Consider the following 18,898-nt stretch of genomic DNA (forward strand, 5'->3'; position numbering starts at 1 on the left):
CCCCCGCCCGTGGGGGGTGCGGGAGGGGGGGGGGTGACCCGCACCGCGGACGCTCCCGGTCCCACGAAAACCCCCGCACCCCGACCCTCTCCCCAGAGGGGAGAGGGGGAAGAGAGGTGCCGACATGACCCGCAAGCCCACCCTGGTCTTCTCGTGGGAGATGTTCGGCCCCTACCACATGGACCGGCTGGAGGCGGTCGGCCGGCGCCTCGGCGACCGGTTCGACGTGGTCGGGCTGGAGATCGGCTCGAAGAGCCACACCTACGCCTGGGACTCCACCGGGCAGGGCCGCCACTTCCGCAAGATCACCCTGTTCCCCGGCCGTTCCAAGGATCAGGTGGCGTGGCCGCGGATCTACGCCGCGCTGCTGCGCGCCTGCGCCGAGCTTCGTCCGCACGCGGCCTTCCTGTGCAACTACGAGGACCCGGACGTCTTCGCGCTGGCGGTGACGCTGCGCGCGATGGGGCGCCGCCTCGTCGCCATGCAGGCGTCGAAGTTCGACGACAAGCCGCGCTTCCTGTCGCGGGAGCTGGGCAAGGCGCTGTTCTACGCGCCCTATCAGGCCGGGCTGGCCGGCAGCGAGCGCACGCGCGACTACCTGCGCCTGCTGGGCATCCCGGGGGAGCGGATCTTCCTCGGCTACGACACGCTGTCGCTGGACCGCATCCGCGCACTCGCCGGCGCGCCGCCCGCCCCGGACGGCGCGCCGTGGGCCGAACGGCACTTCACCATCATCGCCCGCTTCGTGCCGAAGAAGAACCTGCTGCGCGCCGTCGAGGCCTACGCGCTCTACCGCGACCTCGCCGGCGGCAGCGCCCGGCCGCTGCACCTCTGCGGCTCCGGCCCGCTGGAGGCCGAGCTGCGCGCCGCGGTCGGCCGGCACGGGCTGGGCGAGCACGTGATCTTCCGCGGCTTCCTCCAGGAGAAGGGCATCGCCGAAACGCTGGGCACCACGCTGGCGCTGCTGCTGCCCTCCACCGAGGAGCAGTTCGGGCTGGTGGTCAACGAGGCGCTGGCCATGGGCCTGCCGGTGGTGCTGTCCGACGTCTGCGGGGCGCGCGACCTGCTGGTGCGCCAGGGCGTCAACGGCCACGTGGTCGAGCCCGACAACCCGGAGGGCCTCGCCCGCGCCATGCTGTCGCTGTCCTGCGACGAGGCGGAGTGGCGGCGCATGAGCCTCGCGGGCCGCACCTTCCAGCCGATCGCCGACGCCGGGCACTTCGCCGAGGCGGTGGAGAAGGCGCTGGCCAGCCTGAACGCCCTGCCGGAAACCACTCCGCTGCCGGCACGCCTGCCCGCCGCGCGCCGGAGCGAGGGATGAGCCGCATGCCGACCCGCCGCGCGCCGCAAGCCCGCTCCGCATCGCCCTGGATCATCGTCGCCGGCCGCCTGCCGCCGCCCATCGACGGCATGTCCCGCGTCACCACGCTGGTGCTGGAGCGGCTGCGCCGGCACGGCACCGTGCGCGCCGCCGACCTGTCCCCCGGCCACAACGGGCGGGGGCCGCTGTACCACGCGGTGAAGGCCGGCCGGGTGCTGTGGGCGGCGTTGCAGCTGTGGGCCGGCGCCATGCGCGCCGACAAGCGGCTGTACATGCCGGCCGACGCCGGGCTGGGCTGCTGGTACACCATCTTCCTGCTGGGGGTGGCGCGGCTGCTCGGCTACGCCCTGTTCGTGCACCACCACTCCTACGCGTACCTGACGAAGCGCAAGGCGCGCATGGCGCTGCTGACCCGCGTCGCCGGGCCGCGCTGCCGGCACATCCTGCTGTCGCCGGCCATGCAGGCGCGGTTCCAGGCGCTGTACCCGGCGGCACGGCAGGGGGTGGTGCTGTCCAACGCCATCTTCACGCCGCCGGACGCGGCCCCCGCCCCGCTGCGCCGCAGCCACGCCGCGCTGCGCCTGGGGCACCTGTCCAACCTGTGCCTGGACAAGGGGCTGGACACGCTGTTCTCGCTGCTGCGCGCCCTGCTGGACGAGGGCATCCCGGCCAAGCTGGTGCTCGCCGGGCCGGGCCTGAGCCGCATGGACGAGGCGCTGATCGCCGCCGGCCTCTACGAGTTCGGTGACGCGGTGGAATACCTCGGCCCCCTCGACGGCGCGGCCAAGGAGGCGTTCTACCGCGACATCGACGTCTTCGTCTTCCCGACCCGCTACCACAACGAGGCGCAGCCGCTGGTGCTGTTCGAGGCGCTGGCGGCCGGCGTGCCGGCGCTGGCCTACGCGCGCGGCTGCATCGCCGGCGACCTCGGCCTCGGCCCGGCCGGGCGCGTGGTGCCGGTGGACGAGGATTTCGTGCGGGCGGTGCTTCCCACCCTGCGCACCTGGGCCGCCGACCGCGAGGCGCTGCACCGCTCGGCGCAAGCCGCGCTGGCCCGCGCCCAGGCCGCCCACGAGCAGAGCCGCGAGGGGCTGGAGCGACTGGTGGCGATGCTGATCGGCCCGGTGCCGCAGCCCGAACCCGCCCCCCGCGAACGCGAGGCGGCGCCCGCCCCGCGGTCGCTGTAGGGTCTACCGCCCCGGATACCCCGCCGGCCCGATGCGCGACCAGGGCAGGTCCTCGATGCCCAGCTCGCGCGCCTGCCCGTCGGGGCGCAGGCGGAAGTCGTCGTTGGCCGGATCGACGAAATACGGGTTGGCCAGCCGCGGGCCCTGCTGCGAGCGCGCGGTGGCCGGGCCGCGCGGCGCCGCGCCGCTGCCGGGGCGGTCGATGACGTTGGCGTTCAGCACCGGCTGGCCGCCGGTGTGGCTCTCGACGATGTCCTTCACCGGCGCGCGCAGGTGTATGATGTTCTGCGTGATCGCGTTGTCCTTCAGGAACCCGGCGACCCCGGCCTTCGGCACCCACTCCAGGCGCAGGAACCGGTCGTTCGGCCGGGTCAGCACGGCGATGTTGTTCTCCACCCGGTTGTTGTCGCCGCCGTGGATGAAGACCGACGCCCAGCCGGTGTCCATGAAGAAGTTGCCTTCCACCAGCACGCCGTTGGTCAGGTCGTCCAGGTAGACGCCGAAGCCCTTGTAGCGCTCCAGCCAGCGCCCGGCGGCGTCGGTGGCCAGCCCGCCGGTCTCGCGGATGTCGTTGTAGCGGATGATGGTGCGGGTGTCGGTGTCGCTGCGCCCCAGCGTCTCGATGGCGCCGGCGTCGGCGGTCTCGCGCCCGGTATCGCGGATGCGGTTGTACTCGATCACCGTGTCGGTGTTGACCGTCTCCGGGTTCCAGTTCTTCAGCGAGATGCCGTAGCGCGCGGACCGGCGGATGTCGTTGTGGCCGACCACGGTGTTGGTCACGCCGGACAGGAACACCCCGGCGCTGAACAGCGCCACCTCCCCCACCCCGTCCATGGTGTTGGCGACGATGCGGTTGCCGGTGCTGCCCGGCTTCACCTCCACGCCGCTGCGGCCCAGGTGCTCCATCCGGTTGCCGCGCACCTCGTTGTCGGAGCTGCCGTTCAGCTCCAGCGCCTTGCCGACGTTGGCGAAGCGGTTGCCGACGATGCGGTGCCGGCCGCCGCCGTCGATGAGCACCGCCGGCCCGGTGTAGGGCACGTCCTCGAACGCCAATCCCTCCAGCGTGACCGCGAAGGTGCCGGCCAGCCGCACCAGGGGCGCCAGCCGCGCCACCAGCACCGCCGGCTCGCGCCCGAACGCCCCGGCGTCGGGCGGCAGCAGCAGCAGGCGCTTGTCCCTGGCGCGCCAGGCGAACTGCCCGGGAAACTTCAGGAAGTCCGGATGGCCGAGCAGGCGGAAGGTGGCGCCGTCGCGCAGCGGGTACCAGGCGTCGGCGTCCAGCGTCAGCGTGTGGCGCGCCGGGTCGATCTGCTGGATGCCGGCGATGTCGTCGGCGAGCCGCTCGCGGTCCAGCGTCTGCACGCGCACGCCGGGCTGCGCCCATTTCGGGTCGACCGCGCCGGGGGTGAAGCGGAAGCGCCGCTTGTCGCCGCCCCCCTTCACCGCGGTCGCCACCGCCCAGCCCGAGCGGATCGGGTCCTCGGGCGTGTAGTCGCCGCTGCGCGCCGCCTGCAGGCGCTTGCCGGCCAGGGCCACGTCCAACCCCGGCTCGCGGTCGAGCGGCGCGGCGAACACGCCGCCGGCCTCCGGCTTGAACCCCTCCACGCGCTGACCGCCGGAGAACACCGGCGTCTCGCCGGGGGGGGCGGCGATGCGCAGCCCCTCGTCCTCGGCGCCGAGGACCAGCGTCTGTTCCATCCGGTAATGGCCGCCGCGCACGATGATGGACTTCACGCCGGCCTTGCGCGCCGCCTCCACCGCGCGCTTCAGCGTGGCGAAGGGGCTGTCGGCGCGGCCGCTCCCGCCGTCGCTGCCGGTGGGGGCGACGTGGAAGGCGCCGTCCGCCGCCCACGCCGGAAGCGCCCAGAGCACCGCGAGCATCACCGCAAGCCGCCGGATCATCATCCCTCCGTCCGTATCTCCCGCGAAAACTGGAGGCCCGGCGGCGGCGCGTCCAAGGCCCAAAGGTGGTGCCACCGACACGCGCCCAAGACGCGCAAGCGGTGCACGTCCGCCCGGGGCAAGCCCGATGCGCCCCGTCGCGAACGGACCCCGCCGCCGGAGACGCTGTTTCACCGGTCGGACGAATCGCAGCGGATGGGGCGGGACCGACCGATGATCGAAACGGCGCTGATCGCACAGGCCGCGGTGTTCGCGCTGGTCGTGGCGGTCTTCCTGATGAGCGGGTCGGCGTCCATGTTCCACCCGCTCACCTATTATCTGATCTTCCACGGCCTGGTGTTCGTCGCGCGGCCGGTGCTGGTGCACCTCTTCGGCTTCGACAACGTCTGGCTCTTCATGGGCTTCTGGCCGAACGACCAGCAGTTCATCTTCACGCTGACGGTCAGCACGGTGGCGATGGTCGCCTTCGCCATATCCTGCGGGGTGGCCGGCAACGTCCGCCCGAACCTGCAGGCGCAGCCGAAGCTGGAGTTCGACCGCGCCGAGCTGATCGCCTACGGCCTGACGCTGGCGCTGCTGGCGCCGCTGGCGATCTACTCCGCGGTGATGCGGCAGGACGGCGCCAGCTTCGACTTCACCGGCGACGTGCAGATGGAGCGCGATCCCGTCACCGGCCAGCCGATCTACGTCAACACCACCGGTTACATCGCCGAGGCGCACGCCATCGGCCTGCCGCTGACGCTGGGGCTGGTCTTCATCAGCCGGTTCAACCCGCTGTCCTTCATCCCGTTCCTCGGTTTCGTGCTGTACCGCGCGTATCTCGGCTGGGGGCGCTGGGCGATCATCATGGGGGTGATCTCGCTGGTGCTGCTGCTGCTCTACCGCTCGAGGCACCGGTGGTTCGCGTGGTGGCAGGTCGCCGCCGGGCTGCCGGTGCTGTACCTGTTCCACCTGCTGGGCTCCAACCGCGCCTGGATGCGCGCGGCGCTGAGCGGCGAGGCGCCGCCGCTGATCGACGAGCCGGGGCGCAGCTTCATCGACAGCCTCGCCAACCAGGATCTCGCCAACTTCGACTTCCTCAGCTTCATCCTGTGGGTGGTGCCGGGGCAGTCGGGCACGTACACGTGGTTCACCCAGTACCTGCAGCTGTTCACCGAACCGATCCCGCGCATCTTCTGGCCGGGCAAGCCGGTCGGCGCGCCGGTCAAGTGGGTGGAGCTGAACGACTTCGGCAACTTCTCCAACCTCACCGCCTCGCTGGCCGGCGACGGCTGGATGAGCGGCGGCTGGATCGGCATGATCCTGACGATGGTGCTGGTCGGCCTCGTGCTGGGCCGGGTGCACCGCTGGTTCTGGACGAAGGGCTGCCGCACGCCGCAGGGCGTGCTGTTCTTCTGCACCTTCGTGCCGCTGTCGCTGCAATGGTACCGCGACGGCGGCATCACGATCTTCAAGTTCGGCTTCTTCGCCCTGCTGCCGATCCTGCTGTGGGTGGTGCTGAGCCGGATCATGCGCGCCTGGATCGCCTTCGGCGCGCGCGAGCAGAACCCCGGCCCGCTGATCACCCGCGCCCCCCGCTGAGGACCGCCATGACTGAGACCGTTCCGGTGGCCGCCGCCATCGTCACCTTCAACCGTCTGACGCTGCTGCGCGCCTGCATCGAGGCGGTGCGCGCGCAGGAGCCGCGGCCGGCGCGCATCATCGTGGTCGACAGCGGCTCGACCGACGGCACCGCCGAGTGGCTGGCGGCGCAGCCCGACCTCGACGTGGTGCGGCAGCGCAACTGCGGCTCGGCCGGCGCCTACCACACCGCGTTCGCCCGCGCGATGGAGGGCGACCTGCTCTGGACCTGGGCCATGGACGACGACGGCCGCCCGCAGCCGGGCGCGCTGGCCGAGCTGCTGCGCCAGGCCGAGGCGCACCGGCTGGACATCGCCGGGGCCATGGTGATGGCGGCGCAGGCCCCGGACGAGCTGGCCTTCCGCCTCGCCGGCCACACCCGCGCCGACGCCGCGGTGGCCGCCGCCGGGGATGGCGGGGTGCTGCACGGCGACGTCTGCCCCTTCAACGGCACGCTGATCCACCGCCGCGTGTTCGAGACCATCGGCAACATCAAGCGCGAGATGTTCATCTGGGGCGACGAGTGGGAGTTCGGCCTGCGCGCCCGCCGGGCCGGCCTGCGCCTGGGCACCGCGGTGCACGCCCGCCACGTCCACCCGCGCGCGCAGAGCCGCCGCATAGACCTCTTCGGCGGCCGGCTCGGCTGGGTCGAGGAGCTGCCGGAGGCGCGCGCCCACTACTATTTCCGCAACATGGGCTACATCCACGGCCGTTACGAGACCAGGGCCGCGGTGCCGAAGACGTTGGTCAAGTACGGGCTCTACCACCTGCTGGTGCGGCGCGACCCGGCGGCGTTCCGGCGCTTCGCCGGCTGGTACGTGTCCGGCCTGCTCGACCGCTACCCCGAGGAGCTGAAGGCGCCGCCGGTGCCGCTGCCCCTGCCCGGCGCGGACCGCAAGAGCGCCTGACATGCCGACCGTCAGCGCCGTCATCGTCACCTTCAACCGGTGCGCCGAGCTGCGCACCGCGCTGACCCGCCTGCGCGGGCAGAGCTTCCGGGTGGCGGAGATCCTGGTGGTGGACGATGGCTCCTCCGACGGCACCGACGCGATGATGCGCGCGGAGTTCCCCGATGCGCGTTACGTCCGCCTGCCGGAGAACCGCGGGCTGATCTGGGCGCGCAACTTCGGCTTCGTGAACACGACCGGCGACTATGTGCTGTCGGTGGACGACGATTCCTGGTTCGTCGAGGACGACGGCCTCGCCCGCACCGTCGCCTACATGGACTCGCACCCGGACGTGGCGGCGGCGGCCTGCAACATCACGACGCGCGACGGGCTGGTCTACCTGCCCCAGGGCGCAGCACCCTTCGAGGTGCCGTGGTACGTCGGCTGTGGCCACCTGCTGCGCCGGACAGCCATCGAGCAGACCGGCCTCTACCTCGCCGAATTCTACCGCCAGGGCGAGGAGAAGGAGCGGTGCCTGCGCCTGTACGGCGCCGGCTGGCGGGTGATGGCGCTGCCCGACGTGATGGTCCACCACCACAAGAGCGAAAAGAACCGCGTGCCGGGGCTGGTCCGCCGCTTCGACCACCGCAACGACCTGATCCGCGAGCTGGCGCGCTGCCCGGCGCGGCTGCTGCCCTGGCGATTCGCCCGCGTGTGGGCGGGAAACACATGGAAGAACCTGCGGCACGGGCCGCGGACGACGGATGCGTGGGTGCTGGCGAGGTTGCCGGAGATCCTGCGGGTTGGCTTGAAGCACCGGAAACCGGTGGACGAGGCGGCGTATCGGCACTGGCTGCGTCTGGCGGCGACCGCGGCACCGGGACGGGTTGGAAGCGCGCTCGCACCGGCCCCCCACCCCATCCCTCCCCCACTTCGCTCTCGCGGGATCTTTGATCCCGCTGACGCGGCAGGCGGATCCTTTGGATCCGCCGAGAGCGGGGGAGGGGGCTTGGATTCCTCCCCCCGCGAAGTGGGGGGAGGTTAGGAGGGGGGGCCGGGCGCCTGTACTTCCCCTGGAATCTGGTTTAACGTTTCGGCGGTTTCGCAACCGCACGGCGACGCCTCATGACCGACGCCCCGCCCCTTCTGGAACTGGCGATCCGCACGCGCAATCACGATGCGTGCCTCGCATTCTACCGCCTCCTGCTCGGCCCGGAGATCCACTCGCTGTCGGACACCTACGAGGACGGGCAGCCGGTCCGCGTGGCGTGGTTCGCGCTGGGCGACGGCGCGCGTCTGGTCCTGGCGGACAGCCCGTTCCGGCGCCCGCCCGGCCCGCAGACGGCGATCGTCTTCCAGATCCACAGCCCCGAACCGGAAGCGACCGAGGCCCGCCTGCGCGCCGCCGGCGTGTGGCTGGAGTCCGGCACGCACACCACGGCTGCCGGCAACCGCGTGTTCATCGTCCACGATCCCGACGGCAACGAGCTGTCCGTCGGCACCCGCGGCTCCCTGCCGCCCGCCTGAGGACCCACCCCATGCTGGAACTGCGCCCCAACTGCGAGTGCTGCGGCAAGGACCTGCCGCCGGAGTCGCTGGACGCCTACATCTGCTCCTTCGAGTGCACCTTCTGCGGCGACTGCAAGGACCAGGCGCTGAACCGCCGCTGCCCGAACTGCGGCGGCGAGCTGGTGCGCCGCCCGGTGCGCCCGGCGGAAAAGCTGGCGAACAACCCGCCCGGCACCACGCGCGTGCTGAAACCGCAGGGCTGTACGCCAGTACCCCACCCCCACGGTTGACTCTCGGGACCGTCACCCTTATACAGCGGGGCTCGTTTTGCCTCGCCCTCGTCGCGGGGCTTGTCTTGTCCCGTGATCGATCTGACGGAGTAGTGTCGTGAAGCGTACCTTCCAGCCGAGCAAGCTCGTGCGCAAGCGCCGCCATGGTTTCCGCGCCCGCATGGCCACGGTCGGCGGCCGCAAGGTCCTCGCCCGCCGCCGCGCCCGCGGCCGCAAGGTCCTGAGCGCCTAAGGGCCCGATGACGGCGCCGGACCTCAAGGTCGGGCGCCTGAAGAATCGGCCGGAGTTCCTGGCCGTGGCCGGGGCGCGCCGCAAGCACGTCGCTCCCGGCCTGATCCTGCAGGTGCGCCGACACGATGACCGCCAACGGCCCGCTCCTGGCGAGCCGTTGCTTCGTGTTGGTCTGACGGCGAGCCGCAAGGTCGGCAACGCCGTGAAGCGCAACCGCGCCCGCCGCCGCCTGCGCGAGGCGGCGCGGCTCCTGCTGCCCGGCAACGCGTTGCCGGGCTTCGATCTCGTCCTGGTGGCGCGCGGCGAGACGCCGGACCGCCCCTGGCCGGATCTGCTGGCCGACCTGACCGCCGGGCTGAAGCGCCTGGGCGTCTGGCGCACGGAAAAAGAATCCAATCCGGAGACTCGACCATGAGCCCGCTCGCCCGCGTGCTGTACGGGCTGGTCGTCGTCTACCAGTACACGCTGTCGGCGTTCATCGGCCGGCACTGCCGATTTCTTCCGACCTGTTCCAACTACGCGCTGGACGCGCTATCTAAGCACGGGGCGATCCGGGGCAGCCTGCTGGCCGGCCGGAGGATCCTGCGTTGCCATCCCTGGGGCGGGTCGGGCTACGACCCGGTGCCCGAGCCGGGGGAGGACCGCCGCACCAAGCCACACGAGTGCGGCGGGGCGCATCAGCACTGAACCGTTTCGACCACCGCCGCACACCCATTCGATAGGCCCGCTGGAGATTCTCGGGGAGCCATGACCGACCAACGCAACCTCATCCTCGCGATCGCGCTGTCGATCGCCATCCTGCTGGGCTTCCAATACTTCTACGAAGGCCCGAAGGTGCAGCAGCAGCGCCAGCAGCAGGCGCAGCAGACGGAGGCGTCGGTCAACGTCCCCTCCCCCACGGCCGCCCAGCCCGAAGTGGCGAAGGACGCCGCGCAGATCATCGCCGAGCAGGCCGGCAGCCGCATCAAGATCGACACGCCGGCGCTGCACGGCTCGATCAACCTGATCGGCGGGCGGATCGACGACCTGAAGCTGGCCGACTACCACGCCACGCCCGACCGCGGCAGCCCGGAGATCGTGCTGCTCGCCCCGGCCGGCGCGACCAACGCCTATTACGCCGAGTTCGGCTGGGTGCCGGAGGACCGCTCGCTGCCCGTCCCGGCCGCCGACACCATGTGGACGGCCGCCTCCGGCCAGACGCTGGGCCCGGACAAGCCGGTGACGCTCACCTGGGACAACGGCAAGGGCCTGGTGTTCGAGCGCACCATCGCGGTGGACAAGCAGTACATGTTCACCGTCACCCAGAAGGTGCGCAACACCACCGGCGCCCCGGTGAAGCTGCTGCCCTACAGCCTCGTCTCGCGCCACGGCACGCCGCACACCGAAGGCTACTACATCCTGCACGAGGGCCCGCTGGGCGTCTTCGACGGCAAGCTGAACGAGCACAAGTACGACGACCTGAAGAAGGCCGGCACCATCTCCAAGCCGACCACCGGCGGCTGGATCGGCATCACCGACAAGTACTGGCTGGTCTCGCTGATCCCCGACGCCAAGGCGACGGAGACCGCGCGCTTCGTCCACACCACCGCCGGCAACCAGGACCGCTTCCAGGTCGACCTGATGGGCCAGACGGTCGAGGTGCCGGCCGGCGGCACGGCGGAAGACACCGCCCGCCTGTTCGCCGGTGCCAAGCAGGTGCGCCTGCTGGACGCCTACTCCAAGCAGTACGACATCACCAACTTCGACCTCGCCATCGACTTCGGCTGGTTCTACTTCCTGACCAAGCCGTTCTTCTACGCGATCGACATCATCGCCGGGCTGGTCGGCAACTTCGGCGTGGCGATCCTGATCTTCACGGTGATCGTGAAGGCGGCGTTCTTCCCGCTCGCCAACAAGTCCTATCAGGCCATGAGCAAGATGAAGAAGCTCCAGCCTGAGATGACCAAGATCCGCGAGCGCTTCGAGGACGACAAGGTCCGCCAGCAGCAGGAGATGATGGCGCTCTACAAGCGCGAGAAGGTCAACCCGATGGCGGGCTGCCTGCCCATCGTGATCCAGATCCCGGTGTTCTTCGCGCTGTACAAGGTGCTGTTCGTCACCATCGAGATGCGGCACGCGCCGTTCTTCGGCTGGATCAAGGACCTCTCGGCGCCCGACCCGACCACCATCTTCAACCTGTTCGGCCTGATCCCGTGGGATCCGCCGCACATGCTGATGCTCGGCATCTGGCCGCTCATCATGGGTGTGACGATGTGGTTCCAGCAGAAGCTGAACCCGGCCCCGCCCGATCCGGTGCAGGCCAAGATGTTCCAGTTCCTGCCGATCGTCTTCACCTTCATGCTCGCCGGCTTCCCGGCTGGTCTGGTGATCTACTGGGCCTGGAACAACACGCTGTCCATCGCCCAGCAGTGGCTGATCATGCGCAAGGCCGGCGTGAAGGCCTGATCCTCCTTGAAGCCCCTCTCCCTTGATGGGAGAGGGGTTGGGGAGAGGGTGGCAAGCGCACCTTCCGCGGTCATCCGGCCGCTATTCCCCTCTCCCCAACCCCTCCCCCTCAAGGGGGGAGGGGCTTTTGCTTTCCGGTGGACCCCCATGACCGACACCGAACCGAAAACCCCCTCCCTCACCGGCAACCTCAGCGACGCGGAGATCGAGGCCGGCCGGCTGCTGTTCGCGCAGGCCTGCGACTTCGTGTGGGGCGCCGACGCGCTGTCCCAGCTGCCCGAGGCGACGCTGCCCGAGGTCGCCTTCGCCGGCCGCTCCAACGTCGGCAAGTCCAGCCTGATCAACGCGCTGACCGGGCGCAGGACGCTGGCGCGCACCTCCAACACGCCGGGGCGCACGCAGCAGCTCAACTTCTTCGACCTCGGCGGCCGGCTGCGGCTGGTCGACATGCCCGGCTACGGCTACGCCAAGGAGGCCAAGGACAAGGTCGAGGCGTGGAACACTCTGGTGCGCCGCTTCCTGAAGGGCCGCGTGGTGCTGCGCCGGGCGCTGGTGCTGATCGACTCCCGGCACGGGCTGAAGCCCAACGACCAGGAGATCCTCACCATGCTGGACCAGGCCGCCGTGCCCTACCAGATCGTGCTGACCAAGGCCGACAAGGTGAAGCCGCAGGCGCTGGACAACGTCCGCGTCCAGACCCTGGCCGCCCTGAAGAAGCACCCCGCCGCCTTCCCGGAGGTGCACGTCACCAGCTCCGACAAGGGCCTCGGCATCGCCGAGTTGCGCGCCAGCCTCGCCAAGCTGACCGAATACTGATCCGGCCATGCGCGTCGAGGCCACGCCGGCCCTGCTGTTCCTGGTGCAGGCGATCCTGCTGATCGCGGTGCCGTTCCTGCTGTGGCGCCTCGCCGGCGTCCGCCGGGTGGCGCCGATGGTGGTGATCCAGATCCTGTTCGGCGTGGCGCTTGGCCCCTCCCTTTTGGGCCGGGTGGCGCCGGAGCTGTGGGGGGCCCTGTTCGGCCCTGCGGCGCTGGCGCCGCTGTCCGGCCTGTCCTGGCTGGCGGTGGTGCTGTTCGCCTTCCTGACCGGCCTGCACCTGGACGTGACCGAGTTCCGCGGCAAGGGCCGCGCCTTCGTCACGGTCAGCCTGTCCAGCCTCGTGGTGCCGACGCTGCTCGGCGCCGGCCTGGGCTGGTGGATCGCCGGCGCGCTGCCGGGCATGGCCGGCCCCGCCGCCTCGCCCGGCCTGTTCGCCGTCGGCTTCGGCGTCTGCCTGGGCGTCACCGCGCTCCCGGTGCTGGGCGCCATCCTGCGCGAGATGGGGCTGATCGAGCAGCGCATCGGCCGTCTGGCGCTCGGCTACGCGGCGGTCAACGACGCGGCGCTTTGGGTGCTGGTGACGGCGGTGCTGGCCTGGGCCTCGGGCCGCGGCGGTGATGAGGTGGCCTGGGTGATGGCGCTGGGCGCCAGCTACCTCGCGATCTCCGCCTTCGTCGCCAAGCCGCTGCTGGAGCGCCTGTTCGCCCGCGTCGCCCCGGGCGACGAGGTCGGCGACACCGCCATCGTGCTGACCTGCGCCGGCCTGCTCGCCTCGGCCGCGGTGACCGAGGCCATCGGCCTGCACTACATCCTGGGCGCCTTCGTGGCCGGCACGGTGATGCCGAAGCGCCTCGCCGCCGCCGTCCTCGACCGGCTGGAGCATTTCGCCACGCTGGTGCTGCTGCCGTTCTTCTTCACGCTGACCGGGCTGAAGGTGGCCCTCGATCTTTCCGAGCCGGCGCAATGGACGGTGTTCGCGCTGGCCACCGTGGTCACCATCGCCGGCAAGCTGCTGGGCACCGCGCTGCCGGCCCGGCTGTCCGGCGAGAGCTGGGGCGATTCCTGGCGGCTCGGCGCGCTGATGCCGTGCAAGGGGCTGATGGAGGTCATCGTGCTGACCATCCTGCTGGACGCGCGGGTGCTGTCGGTCGGCGCCTTCTCGGCGCTGGTGCTGATGGCCATCGCCACCACGGCGCTGACGCAGCCGATGACGCTGTTCGCCGGGTGGTGTGGTGAGAAGCGGGAGCAGTCCTGCCGCCAGACGTAAGGACAACCAACCACTTTTCCCAAGCAAAACCTCCAACTTACATCCGGCGCAGCAAATTCCAGGCGCTATCTGGGAAATAAAATCTCCTGGCTTCGAGCAATAACATATAAAATCCTACTCATACTTGAGTATGGCAACAATCGCGTTCACAATCCATAAACGAATTGCGCACATAGTTCCCCCCATCCACCGCATCATCAGCAATGAATATTTGCGGAGCTTGGGATCCAAATCATGAGTGCCGCGCCATCCCCAGCCGCAGGGCCTCCGCGCAGGCCAGCCTCCGAGCCGGAGGCTGACCAAGGCGTTCCGCTCGACACCGTCGAGTTCCGCCACAAGGCCCGGCAGATCCTGCAGACGCACTCGTCCATGGCCGCCGGCGTCGTCCACCTGCTCGGCCTCGATCAGATCCGGGAAGCGGTCGGCGAGAAGTGGCCGCTGATCAGCGAGCGGGTCCACGATCTGGCCGCCCGCATGCTGCAGAAGCACCTCGGCCCCAACGACGCCTGGATCCGGTACGACAACGCGAACTACCTCGTCGTCTTCTCGGGCCGCGACAAGGCCGCCGCGCAGCTGGTCTGCGGGAAGATCAAGGCGGAACTGCACGAGCTCCTGCTCGGGCGCAGCGAAACCAGCACGATCACGGTCAAGACGGCGACGATCGATCTGGAAGGACAGGTGCTGGTCGAGACGCAACGCCTCAGCGAACTGCTCGACGCGTTCGCCACGCAGGCCGCCGCCGCCGCCGAATGCACGGGGTGCACCCATCGGGGCGAGGATGCGGAGCCCCCCTGCATCGGCACCGGCCAGGAACTGGCACAGAAGCTTGGCCTCGCCGGGAAAAGCGAGCCGGAATTCATGTATCGGCCGGTTTGGGACGCCTACGCGCAGGTGATCTCGACCTACGTCTGCGAGGCGTTCCTGGTGCGGCCCGGCTTCAACAGGGTCCGTGGGTATGATGTCCTGTACGATCAGGAGAACTTCGACGACATCCTCGATCTCGACATGAAGACGTTCTCGGAAGCGGTCGCCACCTACAACGAGCTGTTCCAGAACCGTTTCCGGTTCGTGCTGACCATTCCGGTGCATTTCGAGACGCTGGCCAACACGAAGCGCCGCCGCGAATACTGGCAGCTCTTCCGCATGACGCCGAAGTACCTGATACCCTTCCTCGCTTTCGAGCTGGTGAGTCTCCCGCCGAAGATTCCGTTCGGCCGGCTCAGCGAGATCGTGAACATCCTGCGGACGAGTTGCCGGACCGTGATCGCGCGGACCGGAAGCGAGCTGCCCGACCTGCCCACCTATGTGCAGGGCGGCGTCAAGGCCGTGGGGCTGGACATCTGCGCCCACGCGGACGGCGCCAAGGTGCGCCAGGACATCGAACGCTTCGGCGCAGTGTGCCGGAAGGCCGGGATCGTGCCCTACGCCGACGGCGTGCGCACCCCGTCGATGCTGGAAGCCGCGGACAAGGCCGCGTTCAAGTACTTGGCCGGGCCGCTCATCGGCGAAGCCGACTCGTTTCCGCAGCACATGGCGCGCTGCTCGGAAAGGGAGATCCTGATGCGGGCGCGGATCAAGGCTTCGCACCGGGTCGCGTGACCCGGAGGAGCGCGGCTCCCAGTCCGATCGGTCGCTCCAGCCGATGGCGCTGCTCGCCGGACGCTGGACGGGCGGCGCCGAACCCGCCATCCTCCAGCCCGACCACGGGGGAGAGACGCGATGACGAAGCCGACCGTTGACAAGATCAAGGAGCGCCCGCTGCCGCAGCCGACCATCGGCGTGCTGGGCGGCATGAGCAACCAGGCGACGGGCGAGTACTACCGCCTGCTGAACGACGGGCTGAACCGCCGCCTGGGCGGCTGGGACAACGGCGAGATCGTCATCGTCAGCGTCAATTTCGGCAATATCGAGCACTTCGTCCGCAACGACGCCTGGGACGAGGCGCACCGCTATCTCTCCGGCAAGGTGGACGCGCTGGAGCGCGCCGGGGCGGACGTGATCCTCTGCGTGTCGAACACGCTGCACCGCGTGGTGGAGCCGATCATGGCCGGCCGCGCCACGCCCTTCATCCACATCGCCGCCCCGACCGGCGAGGCAATCCGCAAGGCCGGCCTGTCGCGCATCGGCCTTCTCGGCACGATGCCGACCATGCGCTCCGACTATTTGCGCAACTGGCTGACCGAGCGCTACGGCATCGAGGTGCTGGTGCCGCCGCCCGCCGACATGGAAGTGGTCGACCGCATCATCTTCGACGAGTTGGTGCGCCGCGACCTGCGGGAGCCGTCGAAGGCCGAGTACCTGCGCATCATCGACGGCCTCAAGGCGCAGGGGGCCGAGGGCGTCATCCTCGGCTGCACCGAGATCTTCCTGCTGGTGGAGCAGGCCGACCGGCCGGAGTTCCCGATGTTCAACACCACCGAGTTGCACGCCGCCGCGGCGGTCGAGTTCGCGCTGGAGCGGATGGGCTGAACGCCCCCGAGGCAAACCGGAACACGGATTTCACGGATTTTGGCACGGATTTCACGGATCTTGCCTTCCTGGCCGGCATCAGCGCCGCAGGCATCGAAGAATTCCGTGCAATCCGTGCCAAAATCCGTGAAATCCGTGTGGATCTTGCCCCCGACGCCACGGTCTGCGGAATCAACTCGGGCTGTCGATGCCCGGATCCTCCACAGGCCCCGGGCCCGGTCTCTTCGCGGTTCCGGGCCCCAGCTTCTCGCCGGTCTGCGGCGGGCGCTCGTCGCGCTCCTGCTTGAAGGCGTCGGTGAAGGGGGTGCGGGGTTCGGGCATCCGGCGGTCGGTCATGGCGCGCCTCCCAATCCTGATCGGCATTCTGATCGGGGAACCAACCGTGCGCCGCACGGCCGGTTCCCGCAAAAGGCGCTAGGCAGCGCGGCGCGGTTCCGATAAAGAGTCCGCCAACGTCCAATCCCACCGATGGCACCGCCGTGACGAACGACCGCGAAGAGTGGCTGGGCAAGGCCCGCACCCTGTCCGAAGCGCTCCCCTACATGCGCCGCTACGCCGGGCGCACCTTCGTCATCAAGTACGGCGGCCACGCCATGGGTGACGAGCATCTGGCCGAGCTGTTCGCCCGCGACATCGTTCTGCTCAAGCAGGTCGGCATCAACCCGGTGGTGGTGCACGGCGGCGGGCCGCAGATCGGCGAGATGCTGAAGCGCCTGAAGATCCAGTCGAGCTTCATCGACGGCCTGCGCGTCACCGACAAGGAGACGGTCGAGGTGGTCGAGATGGTGCTGTCCGGCTCCATCAACAAGCAGATCGTCACCGCCATCTCCAAGGCCGGCGGCCGCGCCGTCGGCGTGTCGGGCAAGGACGGCCAGCTGATCATCGCGCGCAAGCTGCGCCGCACCCAGCGGGATCCGGACAGCAACATCGAGAAGGTGCTGGACCTCGGCTTCGTCGGCGAGCCCCATCAGGTCAACCCGCAGATCCTCGAAGGGCTGCTGGCCGCGGACATCATCCCGGTGGTCGCCCCGGTGGGCGTCGACCGCCAGGGCGACACCTACAACATCAACGCCGACACCTCGGCCGGCGCCATCGCCGGCGCGCTCGGCGCCACGCGCTTCTTCCTGCTGACCGACGTGGCCGGCGTGCTGGACAAGGACAAGAACCTGATCCCGCGCATGTCGCTGGAGGAGGCCCGCAACGCCATCGCCGACGGCACCGCCACCGGCGGCATGATCCCGAAGATCGAGACCTGCATCGAGGCCGTGGAACAAGGCGTCGACGCCGCCGTCATCCTCGACGGCCGCGTGCCGCACGCGCTGCTGCTGGAGATCTTCACCGAGGGCGGCGCCGGCACGCTGATCGGCCGGGAATAACCGCCCGGGGAGGCCACCCCATGTCCGACGAGTCCGCGGACCTGCGCAAGGAGCTGCTGCGCCGCATGGCGGCGCTGCGGCAGACCATCGACCCCAAGGTGCTGAACCGCGCCAAGCTGGCGACGTTCGGCAAGGTCCCCTACGACCAGGAGACCGCCAAGCAGGCGGTCTCTCAGTTCCTCGACCAGCGCGACGACGGCGGCGCCTTCCGCCGCAAGCTCGAGCAGGCGCTGAAGCAGGAGGGCGCCGCGCTTGACCTGGAGTCCGGCAAGGACACGGCTCCCAAGGCGGACTCGCACCCGCTGAAGCCCCGCCGCATCGGCCGCATCGTCTGAGCCGCCGGCCATGATGCACGTCTTCGTCAACGACGGCGGCATCCTGCGCTGGGCCAAGGGTTCCGGCGCCCACGGCGCGCCGCTGCCGGCGGAGACGGCGTGGCTCGACCTCGTGACGCCGACGCACGAGGAGCAGGCGCAGGGCGAGGCGGTGATGGGCCTGGCCCTGCCGACCCGCGAGCAGATCGCCGAGATCGAGGAGTCGAGCCGCCTGCGCCGCGCCAGCGGCGCCGTGCATATGACCGTCCTGGTGCTGGCGCTGGCCGAGACGGAGGCGCCGCGCCTCACGCCCGTCCGCTTCGTGGTAGCCGGCGGGCGGCTCGCCACCATCCACTACATGGACGCGCAGCCTTTCCTGACCTTCCGCCGCCGCACGGTGCGCCAGGGCTACGGCGGCACCAGCCCCGACGCCATCCTGGTGGCGTTGCTGGAGGCGGTGGTCGAGCGCACCGCCGGCGTCCTGCGCCGCACCGCCGCCGAGCTGGACTCGCTGAGCAGCCGCGCCTTCCGCCGCTTCGACCCGGGCACCGCGGAGACCGACGACACCCGAGCGCTGAAGGCGCTGGGACAGTGCGGCCACGTGCTGGCCAAGGCGCGCGAGAGCCTGGTCAGCCTGCGCCGGATGCTCGACTTCCTGATGCGTGGCGAGGGCGACGTGGCGCTGCGCAAGGCGGCGCGGCGCTGGGCGCGCGGCATCGTGCAGGACGTGGACGGGCTGGACCAGTACGCGCGATTCCTGTCCAACAAGGTCGGCCTGCTGCTGGACAGCACGCTGGGCCGCATCACCGTGGGGCAGAACGACATCGTCAAGCTGGTCAGCGTGCTGACGGTCATCCTGTTCCCGCCGCTGCTGGTCAGCAGCTTCTTCGGCATGAACTTCGACGTGATGCCGGAGAAGGACTGGGCCTTCGGCTACCCGATGGCCGTCGTGCTGATGCTGGTCTCGGCCGTGCTGCCGCTTTGGTACTTCCGGCGGCGGGGGTGGTTGTAGCGGGCGTGCTTTTCTGTTGCCGTCATGCCCAGGCTTGTCCCCATGGGCGTACGCCAATCGCTGGACGCCCGTTCCTTGATCAGGAATCTCCCGGATCGTCATCCCCGCGATGGCGCGCGGCTGTCCGGGAAATGAGCGCGGTTGCATTTCCTCGCTTCTCTCAACCGTCATCCCCGCGAAAGCGGGGATCCAGGAGAGTTGGCAAGGGGTTGATTTCCCAAGGTTCTCTGGATCCCCGCTTTCGCGGG

General features: G+C 70.0%; 20 protein-coding genes. 18 read left to right on the top strand and 2 right to left on the bottom strand.

The window, feature by feature from the left end:
• The first annotated feature begins 124 nt into the window (after positions 1-124).
• Positions 125-1,321, top strand: coding sequence for a glycosyltransferase family 4 protein (locus ACRWK7_RS15910; protein ID WP_431857246.1), 1,197 nt, complete (start codon positions 125-127; stop codon positions 1,319-1,321).
• Positions 1,318-2,508: a glycosyltransferase family 4 protein gene (locus ACRWK7_RS15915; protein ID WP_431857247.1), complete on the top strand. Its 1,191-nt coding sequence runs from the start codon at positions 1,318-1,320 to the stop codon at positions 2,506-2,508. Before ACRWK7_RS15910 ends, ACRWK7_RS15915 begins: the two co-directional genes overlap by 4 nt.
• Positions 2,509-2,511: 3 nt before the next feature.
• On the opposite strand, the gene ACRWK7_RS15920 is transcribed toward ACRWK7_RS15915, so the two are convergent.
• Positions 2,512-4,413 (bottom strand): right-handed parallel beta-helix repeat-containing protein, encoded by a 1,902-nt coding sequence (locus ACRWK7_RS15920; protein ID WP_431857248.1) that lies wholly within the window; start codon positions 4,411-4,413, stop codon positions 2,512-2,514.
• A gap of 210 nt (positions 4,414-4,623) precedes the next feature.
• On the opposite strand from ACRWK7_RS15920, the gene ACRWK7_RS15925 reads away from it, so the two are divergent.
• The 13 genes from ACRWK7_RS15925 (at position 4,624) to ACRWK7_RS15985 (ending at position 15,948) form a co-directional block, all read left to right on the top strand.
• Positions 4,624-5,991 carry a hypothetical protein gene (locus ACRWK7_RS15925; protein ID WP_431857249.1) on the top strand — a complete coding sequence of 456 codons (1,368 nt, stop codon included), beginning with the start codon at positions 4,624-4,626 and terminating at the stop codon, positions 5,989-5,991.
• 8 nt (positions 5,992-5,999) lie between these two features.
• Positions 6,000-6,938 (top strand): glycosyltransferase, encoded by a 939-nt coding sequence (locus ACRWK7_RS15930; protein WP_431857250.1) that lies wholly within the window; start codon positions 6,000-6,002, stop codon positions 6,936-6,938.
• Between the two features lies 1 nt (position 6,939).
• Complete coding sequence (locus ACRWK7_RS15935) at positions 6,940-7,962, top strand: glycosyltransferase family 2 protein (protein WP_431857251.1); 1,023 nt, start codon at positions 6,940-6,942, stop codon at positions 7,960-7,962.
• An 80-nt stretch (positions 7,963-8,042) separates the two neighbouring features.
• On the top strand, positions 8,043-8,444 hold the full coding sequence (locus tag ACRWK7_RS15940) for a VOC family protein (RefSeq protein WP_431857252.1): 402 nt from the start codon (positions 8,043-8,045) through the stop codon (positions 8,442-8,444).
• An 11-nt stretch (positions 8,445-8,455) separates the two neighbouring features.
• Positions 8,456-8,716: a DUF1272 domain-containing protein gene (locus ACRWK7_RS15945; protein WP_431857253.1), complete on the top strand. Its 261-nt coding sequence runs from the start codon at positions 8,456-8,458 to the stop codon at positions 8,714-8,716.
• Positions 8,717-8,813: 97 nt separating this feature from the next.
• Complete coding sequence (gene rpmH / locus ACRWK7_RS15950) at positions 8,814-8,948, top strand: 50S ribosomal protein L34 (protein WP_109120238.1); 135 nt, start codon at positions 8,814-8,816, stop codon at positions 8,946-8,948.
• A gap of 7 nt (positions 8,949-8,955) precedes the next feature.
• Positions 8,956-9,363: a ribonuclease P protein component gene (gene rnpA / locus ACRWK7_RS15955; RefSeq protein ID WP_431857254.1), complete on the top strand. Its 408-nt coding sequence runs from the start codon at positions 8,956-8,958 to the stop codon at positions 9,361-9,363.
• Positions 9,360-9,635 (top strand): membrane protein insertion efficiency factor YidD, encoded by a 276-nt coding sequence (gene yidD, locus ACRWK7_RS15960; protein WP_431857255.1) that lies wholly within the window; start codon positions 9,360-9,362, stop codon positions 9,633-9,635. Before rnpA ends, yidD begins: the two co-directional genes overlap by 4 nt.
• 60 nt (positions 9,636-9,695) lie before the next feature.
• Positions 9,696-11,393 (top strand): membrane protein insertase YidC, encoded by a 1,698-nt coding sequence (yidC, locus tag ACRWK7_RS15965; RefSeq protein ID WP_431857256.1) that lies wholly within the window; start codon positions 9,696-9,698, stop codon positions 11,391-11,393.
• A 147-nt stretch (positions 11,394-11,540) separates the two neighbouring features.
• Positions 11,541-12,209 carry a ribosome biogenesis GTP-binding protein YihA/YsxC gene (gene yihA, locus ACRWK7_RS15970; protein WP_431857257.1) on the top strand — a complete coding sequence of 223 codons (669 nt, stop codon included), beginning with the start codon at positions 11,541-11,543 and terminating at the stop codon, positions 12,207-12,209.
• Between the two features lie 7 nt (positions 12,210-12,216).
• Positions 12,217-13,479: a cation:proton antiporter gene (locus ACRWK7_RS15975; protein WP_431857258.1), complete on the top strand. Its 1,263-nt coding sequence runs from the start codon at positions 12,217-12,219 to the stop codon at positions 13,477-13,479.
• Between the two features lie 234 nt (positions 13,480-13,713).
• A complete protein-coding gene (locus ACRWK7_RS15980) occupies positions 13,714-15,078 on the top strand; it encodes a hypothetical protein (protein ID WP_431857259.1) in 1,365 nt (454 codons plus the stop codon).
• A 120-nt stretch (positions 15,079-15,198) separates the two neighbouring features.
• A complete protein-coding gene (locus tag ACRWK7_RS15985; protein WP_431857260.1) occupies positions 15,199-15,948 on the top strand; it encodes an aspartate/glutamate racemase family protein in 750 nt (249 codons plus the stop codon).
• Between the two features lie 171 nt (positions 15,949-16,119).
• Here the strand turns inward: ACRWK7_RS15985 and ACRWK7_RS15990 are convergent, their stop codons facing one another.
• Positions 16,120-16,284, bottom strand: a complete 165-nt coding sequence (locus ACRWK7_RS15990; protein ID WP_431857261.1) for a hypothetical protein — start codon at positions 16,282-16,284, stop codon at positions 16,120-16,122.
• A gap of 143 nt (positions 16,285-16,427) precedes the next feature.
• On the opposite strand from ACRWK7_RS15990, the gene argB reads away from it, so the two are divergent.
• From argB to ACRWK7_RS16005, 3 genes are read left to right on the top strand one after another with little or no spacing between them, the layout of a single operon-like run.
• Positions 16,428-17,324 carry an acetylglutamate kinase gene (gene argB / locus ACRWK7_RS15995; RefSeq protein ID WP_431857262.1) on the top strand — a complete coding sequence of 299 codons (897 nt, stop codon included), beginning with the start codon at positions 16,428-16,430 and terminating at the stop codon, positions 17,322-17,324.
• A gap of 20 nt (positions 17,325-17,344) precedes the next feature.
• Positions 17,345-17,659, top strand: a complete 315-nt coding sequence (locus ACRWK7_RS16000) for a hypothetical protein (protein ID WP_431857264.1) — start codon at positions 17,345-17,347, stop codon at positions 17,657-17,659.
• A gap of 10 nt (positions 17,660-17,669) precedes the next feature.
• Positions 17,670-18,650 carry a magnesium transporter CorA family protein gene (locus ACRWK7_RS16005; RefSeq protein WP_431857265.1) on the top strand — a complete coding sequence of 327 codons (981 nt, stop codon included), beginning with the start codon at positions 17,670-17,672 and terminating at the stop codon, positions 18,648-18,650.
• Positions 18,651-18,898 lie beyond the last annotated feature (248 nt).

Source organism: Azospirillum sp. (assembly GCF_050789165.1).

Bases quoted from the DNA above. Each gene is read 5' to 3' on its own strand.
- ACRWK7_RS15985 (WP_431857260.1), top strand. From the start codon at position 15,199: ATGACGAAGCCGACCGTTGACAAGATCAAGGAGCGCCCGCTGCCGCAG.
- ACRWK7_RS15915 (WP_431857247.1), top strand. From the start codon at position 1,318: ATGAGCCGCATGCCGACCCGCCGCGCGCCGCAAGCCCGCTCCGCATCG.
- ACRWK7_RS15925 (WP_431857249.1), top strand. From the start codon at position 4,624: ATGATCGAAACGGCGCTGATCGCACAGGCCGCGGTGTTCGCGCTGGTC.
- ACRWK7_RS16005 (WP_431857265.1), top strand. From the start codon at position 17,670: ATGATGCACGTCTTCGTCAACGACGGCGGCATCCTGCGCTGGGCCAAG.
- ACRWK7_RS15945 (WP_431857253.1), top strand. From the start codon at position 8,456: ATGCTGGAACTGCGCCCCAACTGCGAGTGCTGCGGCAAGGACCTGCCG.
- ACRWK7_RS15910 (WP_431857246.1), top strand. From the start codon at position 125: ATGACCCGCAAGCCCACCCTGGTCTTCTCGTGGGAGATGTTCGGCCCC.
- ACRWK7_RS15920 (WP_431857248.1), bottom strand. From the start codon at position 4,413: ATGATGATCCGGCGGCTTGCGGTGATGCTCGCGGTGCTCTGGGCGCTT.
- ACRWK7_RS15990 (WP_431857261.1), bottom strand. From the start codon at position 16,284: ATGACCGACCGCCGGATGCCCGAACCCCGCACCCCCTTCACCGACGCC.
- ACRWK7_RS15975 (WP_431857258.1), top strand. From the start codon at position 12,217: ATGCGCGTCGAGGCCACGCCGGCCCTGCTGTTCCTGGTGCAGGCGATC.
- ACRWK7_RS15930 (WP_431857250.1), top strand. From the start codon at position 6,000: ATGACTGAGACCGTTCCGGTGGCCGCCGCCATCGTCACCTTCAACCGT.
- rnpA (WP_431857254.1), top strand. From the start codon at position 8,956: ATGACGGCGCCGGACCTCAAGGTCGGGCGCCTGAAGAATCGGCCGGAG.
- ACRWK7_RS15980 (WP_431857259.1), top strand. From the start codon at position 13,714: ATGAGTGCCGCGCCATCCCCAGCCGCAGGGCCTCCGCGCAGGCCAGCC.
- ACRWK7_RS15935 (WP_431857251.1), top strand. From the start codon at position 6,940: ATGCCGACCGTCAGCGCCGTCATCGTCACCTTCAACCGGTGCGCCGAG.
- yihA (WP_431857257.1), top strand. From the start codon at position 11,541: ATGACCGACACCGAACCGAAAACCCCCTCCCTCACCGGCAACCTCAGC.
- yidC (WP_431857256.1), top strand. From the start codon at position 9,696: ATGACCGACCAACGCAACCTCATCCTCGCGATCGCGCTGTCGATCGCC.
- yidD (WP_431857255.1), top strand. From the start codon at position 9,360: ATGAGCCCGCTCGCCCGCGTGCTGTACGGGCTGGTCGTCGTCTACCAG.
- ACRWK7_RS16000 (WP_431857264.1), top strand. From the start codon at position 17,345: ATGTCCGACGAGTCCGCGGACCTGCGCAAGGAGCTGCTGCGCCGCATG.
- ACRWK7_RS15940 (WP_431857252.1), top strand. From the start codon at position 8,043: ATGACCGACGCCCCGCCCCTTCTGGAACTGGCGATCCGCACGCGCAAT.